Origin of the sequence: Pseudomonas sp. NDM (genome assembly GCF_003105095.1) — a bacterium.
GTDB classification, from domain to species: Bacteria; Pseudomonadota; Gammaproteobacteria; order Pseudomonadales; family Pseudomonadaceae; genus Aquipseudomonas; species Aquipseudomonas moraviensis_A.
This window is the reverse complement of the sequence record NZ_QETJ01000237.1, coordinates 1-5526: the sequence shown is the minus strand read 5'-3', so window position 1 is coordinate 5526 and position 5526 is coordinate 1. Positions and strand designations below refer to the sequence as shown.

Annotated in this window: 5 protein-coding genes and 1 pseudogene; 3 read left to right on the top strand and 3 right to left on the bottom strand. The window is 58.9% G+C overall.

Features of this window, described 5'->3' with window-relative positions:
* Positions 1 to 68 precede the first annotated feature (68 nt).
* Positions 69 to 395 (bottom strand): DUF2025 family protein, encoded by a 327-nt coding sequence (locus DCO47_RS25445; RefSeq protein ID WP_065616759.1) that lies wholly within the window; start codon positions 393 to 395, stop codon positions 69 to 71.
* Between the two features lie 220 nt (positions 396 to 615).
* Here DCO47_RS25445 and DCO47_RS25440 point away from each other — a divergent pair, with 220 nt between their 5' ends.
* Together DCO47_RS25440 and DCO47_RS25435 are read left to right on the top strand one after the other, a co-directional pair.
* Entirely contained in the window at positions 616 to 1743 is a 1128-nt protein-coding gene (locus DCO47_RS25440) for a glycerophosphodiester phosphodiesterase (protein WP_064364908.1), read from the top strand.
* A 155-nt stretch (positions 1744 to 1898) separates the two neighbouring features.
* Complete coding sequence (locus tag DCO47_RS25435) at positions 1899 to 2204, top strand: PepSY domain-containing protein (RefSeq protein WP_042607223.1); 306 nt, start codon at positions 1899 to 1901, stop codon at positions 2202 to 2204.
* Between the two features lie 357 nt (positions 2205 to 2561).
* Here the strand turns inward: DCO47_RS25435 and DCO47_RS27680 are convergent, their stop codons facing one another.
* Both DCO47_RS27680 and DCO47_RS27675 read right to left on the bottom strand, forming a co-directional pair.
* Positions 2562 to 3329 (bottom strand): methyl-accepting chemotaxis protein, encoded by a 768-nt coding sequence (locus tag DCO47_RS27680; RefSeq protein ID WP_371919899.1) that lies wholly within the window; start codon positions 3327 to 3329, stop codon positions 2562 to 2564.
* Positions 3330 to 3446: 117 nt separating this feature from the next.
* Positions 3447 to 3605: pseudogene (locus DCO47_RS27675) on the bottom strand (HAMP domain-containing protein); the annotation flags it as partial.
* A gap of 855 nt (positions 3606 to 4460) precedes the next feature.
* Here DCO47_RS27675 and DCO47_RS25425 point away from each other — a divergent pair.
* The gene (locus tag DCO47_RS25425; protein ID WP_083353409.1) at positions 4461 to 5483 is read left to right on the top strand and encodes a transporter; all 1023 of its coding nucleotides are present in this window, start codon (positions 4461 to 4463) and stop codon (positions 5481 to 5483) included.
* The last annotated feature ends 43 nt before the right edge of the window (positions 5484 to 5526 follow it).

The following is a 5526-nucleotide window of genomic DNA, read 5'->3' as shown; positions in this document are numbered from 1 at the left end:
GTGCTGTTCACAAAATCCCTGTGGGAGCGAGCCTGCTCGCGAAGAGGCCCGCAACCACACTACAAACCTCAGCTGCGCACCAGACTTCGCACTGCAACAATCTCCGGTACTTCGACCTTGCTCATGTAAACCCGCAACGGTTCGCTGATGTTGATGCGCTCGTCGATGTGTTGATCAAGCAGCAACTGAATCAATTCGCGCTTGAGCGTCATGGTGGTGTCCGATAGCGGTGCCCAGACGAACTCACTGGTCGGAATGATGCCGTCATCGGCCACGTCCATGCCGAACGAATCTTCGCTGAAGCGCACGAGGTATTGGCCGGTCTTGCGGTTGAGGCCGACGAAGCCTTTGAGATTGTCGGCGGCCTGGCAGATGAGTTGGGAGGTGATGCGCATGGTAAACCTCACGAAAGATGATCGATGGTTTACACGCAGGGCAACACAGCGGCGCGCCCTCTGCCGGGGCGTCTGCCGGGGGCAAGCGTACTGCAAACAGCGCCACAAAAGTGCAGGAAATTTCCGTTTTGCTCGCTTTATGTCGGTCTGGCGATAGCCCAGCGGCGCTTCAATTGTTAAAAGGTACGTCTCGAAAAAAACCTGCGAAAGGAACTCGACCATGCCTGCCACTTTTACCCGAAGCGCCCTGGTGCTGAGTCTGTTGTTCGGTCTCGGTCAGGCGCACGCCGACAGCCATCCTGAGCCCAAGGCAATTGCTGCCGCCCATGGCATTCCGCATCCGGCGGTGATCGCCCACCGTGGCGCGTCGTTCGATGCCCCGGAATCCACCGCAGCGGCCTACAAACTGGCCCGCGACCTCGGCGCCGATTACCTGGAAATGGACTTGCAACGCAGCAAGGACGGCGTGCTCTTCGCCCTGCACGACGACAATCTGCAACGCACCACCGACGTCGCCAGCAAATTCCCCGAGCGCAAGGACAGCCCGGCCACCGCGTTCACCATGGCCGAACTGAAAACCCTCGACGCCGGCAGTTGGTTCAACACCAAGTACCCGGACCGCGCGCGCCCCTCTTACGCCGGGCTGAAAATCCTCACTCTTGATGAAATCATCGACATCGCCCGCGCCAACCCGCAACACAAGCCGGGCCTGTACATCGAAACCAAAGAGCCACAGCTGTTTCCCGGCATCGAACACGACCTGAAGGAAAAACTGCAGGATCGCGGCTGGCTCAGTCCGGCCGGTTCGAAACTGGCGAAAAGTGCGCTGGGCGTCGGTCAGGGCAAAGGCAAGGTGATCCTGCAAACCTTCGACAAAAACAGCCTGCAACTGCTGGAAAAGGAAATGCCGCAAGTGCCGAAGATCCTGCTGTTGTGGGTCGGCGAAGGCAGCATCGAGCCGAAATCCGGCGTGACGTTTGCCGCGTCCGGTGAGAAGGACAAAAACGTTTTCTACGGCAAGCAGGAGCCAAAATCCGAAGCTGAATTCAAGCAATGGGTCGACTACGCCAAGGCCCAGGGCGCGATCGGCACCGGCCCTTCGGCGAAGCTGACGCATGGCGGTGACCAGAGCTATTCCGATCTGGTGCAACCGTGGATGAACCAGTACACCCACGACCAGGGCATGCTGGTGCACGTTTATACCGTCGATGAGCCGGTGGACTACGAGAAAGTCATGGCGGCGGGTGTCGATGGCATCTTTACCAACCGCGCCAGTGAGCTGTTGAAGTTTTATAAGCGTCCGGCGGTTGGCAGCATTGATGAAGTTTTGAAGAAGAACGGTTTCTGATTAGTTATCGAGTCGTCTGCTTCGCGAGCAGGCTCGCTCCCACAAGAGCGGTTTCCTCGCGATGCGCAGATTTAAGGGTGAGTTAAGTTGCGCTGGTTAATCTGAACCCACTTACACAGATCAACCACTTCAACGCACTGCCAAGGAATGAACCGATGAAAACTTTGACTGCCCTGTTTACCGCCGCTGCCCTGACTCTTACCGCTGGCCTGGCTCAGGCTGACGTGCGTATCGACCAGATCCCGCAACTGGTCAAGGACGGCAAGATCAAGTCGCTGGAATCGATGAACGAAGCAGCCCTGAAACTGCACCCGGGCGCAACGATTACCGACACCGACCTGGATAACCACTTCAACGGTTACGAGTACGAAGTCGAACTTAAAACTGCTGACGGCAAAGAATTCGACGTGGACTTTGATGCCACCACCGGTAAAGTGCTGAGCGACAAGCAAGATACTTGATAGACCGTTGTTAAAGAGCCGCACGATTTAAGATCGTGCGGTTTTTTTATGATTTGCGTTTGGCTTTGTTGATAAGTTGCCAGTGAAAACTTTACCCCCTCACCCCAGCCCTCTCCCCCAAGGGGGCGAGGGGGAAAGGGAGCAGATCGGGGAAATTTCGGAGCCTGAGTTCGCCTCAAAATTAAAAAGCCATCACAAACGACTACCAGCCTGAGTGCACCTCGACATCTCAGGTCGGCGTACCTCGAACAATCAACACGGTCAGTCCCCTCTCCCTCTGGGAGAGGGTTAGGGAGAGGGTTAGGGTGAGGGGCAAAAGCCATCACGCCGAAAACACTGACAAACCGCCAGCCAAAATCAGGCACTCAACCGCGCCGTCACTTCATTCAACTGCCCCGACAACCCATGCAGATTCTGACTGGCACTTTCGGTGCGCTGCACATTGTCCAGATTGGTGCTGGCAATCGCGGTGATTTCAGTCAGGTTGCGCGAGATATCCTCGGCCACCGACGTCTGCTCTTCAGCCGCAGTGGCGATCTGACGGTTCATGTCGCGAATGGCTTCCACGGCCAGGGTGATGCGCTCCAGCATCGCGCCAGCCTGGGTCACTTGCTCGACACTTTCATCACTGCGCGCCTGGCCGCTCTCGATAGCCTGCGCGGCGTCGACAGCCCCAGTCTGCACGTTCTGAATGATTTGGTTGATCTCGATGATCGACTCCGCCGTGCGCTGGGCAAGGTTGCGCACCTCATCGGCGACGACGGCAAAACCACGCCCGGCCTCACCCGCCCGTGCCGCTTCGATGGCTGCGTTGAGCGCCAGCAGGTTGGTCTGCTCGGCGATGCCGCGAATCACCTCCAGCACCTTGCCGATACGACCGCTATCGGTTTCCAGACGACGGATCACCGTGGCGGTGTTGGCGATTTCGCCGCGCATCTGCGTGATGGAATGAATGGTGGTTTGCATGACCTTTTCGCCCTGCTGCGCCGACTGATCGGCATCGTCGGCAGCACGCGCGGCATCAGCGGCGTGACGGGCGACTTCCTGGGCGGTGGCGGACATTTCATTCATCGCCGTGGCCACCTGATCGGTGCGGTTGAATTGCTCGTTGGTGCCGCCGGCCATGGTCGTGGCAATGGCATTGAGCTCGCCGCTGGCGCTGTCCAGATTGCTGGCGCTGCGCTGCAACCGAGTGAAGGTGTCGGCAAGGAAATCGCGCAGGGTGTTGGCGGCGGCGGCGAGGTTGCCCAGCTCATCGCGGCGCTCGCTGACTACACGTTCGGCCAACTGGCCACGGCTCAAGCGAGTGACGTAATCGATGAGGTTGCGGATCGGCTCGATCAGGTTGCGGCTGACCAGCCACAGGCTCAGCAACCCGATCAGCAAGCCTGACCCGAGCATCACCAGCAGCCCCAGCCACACGGTGCGCTCAGCGCTGGCACTGATCAGCGCCGATTGCTCGGTGCCCTGCTGGCGCAACTCGGCGACCAGCGCACTCATTTGCTCACTGGTGGCGCGGTCGACGCCTTTGACCGCTGCGTCGCCGGCGCTTGGCTCACCACCGGCTGCCACGTAGGCATCACGGCCCTTCTGGTAGGCAGCACCCAACTGGCGATGCTCTTCGCGCAAACGTTCGATGCGTGATTTCAGATTTGTCTCGATGCCTTTCTGCCCGGCCAGTTCGCCGAGAATGTTCTGCACGTCGCGCTGACGCTCTTCGAACTGGCCCCAGTATTTCGCCAGATCCGCCGGTTGCTTGCCGCGCAACAGGACGTTTTTCCACTCTTGCACCTGCACCTTGAACTGCAGGTTGGCTTCATCGATCAGTTGCGAAGTGTGCAACGGGCCGGCGATCAACTGGCTGTAGCTTTGCACGCCGTTGGAGAGGAAGTGAAAGCAGGCCAGCGCGATCAACAGCATCGCCAGCAGACTGCCGCTCAGCAGGGCGAGAATTTGCGCTCTCAGGGATTTTTGCAGCATTGCAAGGTACTCGAAGCAGGGATGAGGAACGCCCGAGCGGACGTGAAAAATGGCCGGACTTCCCTGTCGTCGCACCATGGCCAGAAGCCAATGGCGCGCAAGCTAACTCACTTGGGATCGGCGCGCCAGAGCGCTTCTTGAGAATCTTCCGACAGTCGGTAACGCATTGATTTGACGTCATTTCACTGTCACAAAACGGTCATGTGAGCTTGCGATGATGCCGCTCAGGTGAACCTGAAAATCCTCTACCAGACACCCTCCTCCCAGCGAGCCGCCATGAACCATAGCCTCGATATCAGCCATCGCGATTCGGATCTGTTTGGCCTGCTCTACGGCTTTCGCTTCCTGCCCGGTGAGCGCGGTCGGGAGATCGATTCGGCGACGGCGTTGCGCTGTTTGCAGGACGACAGCGACAGTGACCAATTCCTCTGGCTGCACCTGAACCTGGCCCATGCTGCGTGCGAGCGCTGGATGAAAAGTCATCTGCAATTGCCCGACGAATTTTTCGAGGCTTTGCACGAGGGTTCGCGTTCGACGCGCATCGAGCATGTCGACTCGGCGCTGCTGGCGGTGGTCAACGATGTGGTGTTCAACCTCAGCAGCATGGTCTCCTCGGACGTGTCGACGCTGTGGGTCTGCGTGCGCAGCAAATTGATCGTCAGCGCACGCCTGCAACCGCTGCACTCGGTGGATAAATTGCGCTCGTCGGTGAAGGCCGGCGAGTGCTTTCGTTCGCCCTCGGAATTGCTCGTGCACCTGCTGCGCGATCAGGGCGAAGTGCTGACGCAGATCGTGCGCAAGACCAGCCTGAGCGTCGATCTGGTCGAGGACCAATTGCTTTCCTCGCGCTTGTCGACCAACCGCGCTGAACTCGGTGCCAATCGCCGCGTGCTGGTACGTTTGCAACGGCTACTGGCACTGGAGCCGGGTTCGCTGCTGCGCCTGCTCAACCGCCCGCCGCCGTGGTTGCAGAAGGAGGACGTCAAGGAGCTGCGCAAATCCACCGAGGAGTTTGCGCTGATCATCAACGACCTAACCGCCCTCGGTGAACGGATCAAATTGCTGCAGGAAGAAATCGCCGCCAACCTCAACGAACAGAGCAACCGCACACTGTTCACCCTGACGGTGGTGACGGTGCTGGCCTTGCCCATCAACATCATTGCCGGTTTTTTCGGGATGAATGTGGGGGGCGTGCCGCTGTCGCAGGATCCCCACGGGTTTTGGGTACTGGTTGCGCTGGTGGCGACGTTCACAGTGATCGCCGGGCGCTGGGCGTTTCGCAAGCGTGGGGATTACTAAAATCAAAAGATCGCAGCCTTCGGCAGCTCCTACATTTGCAATG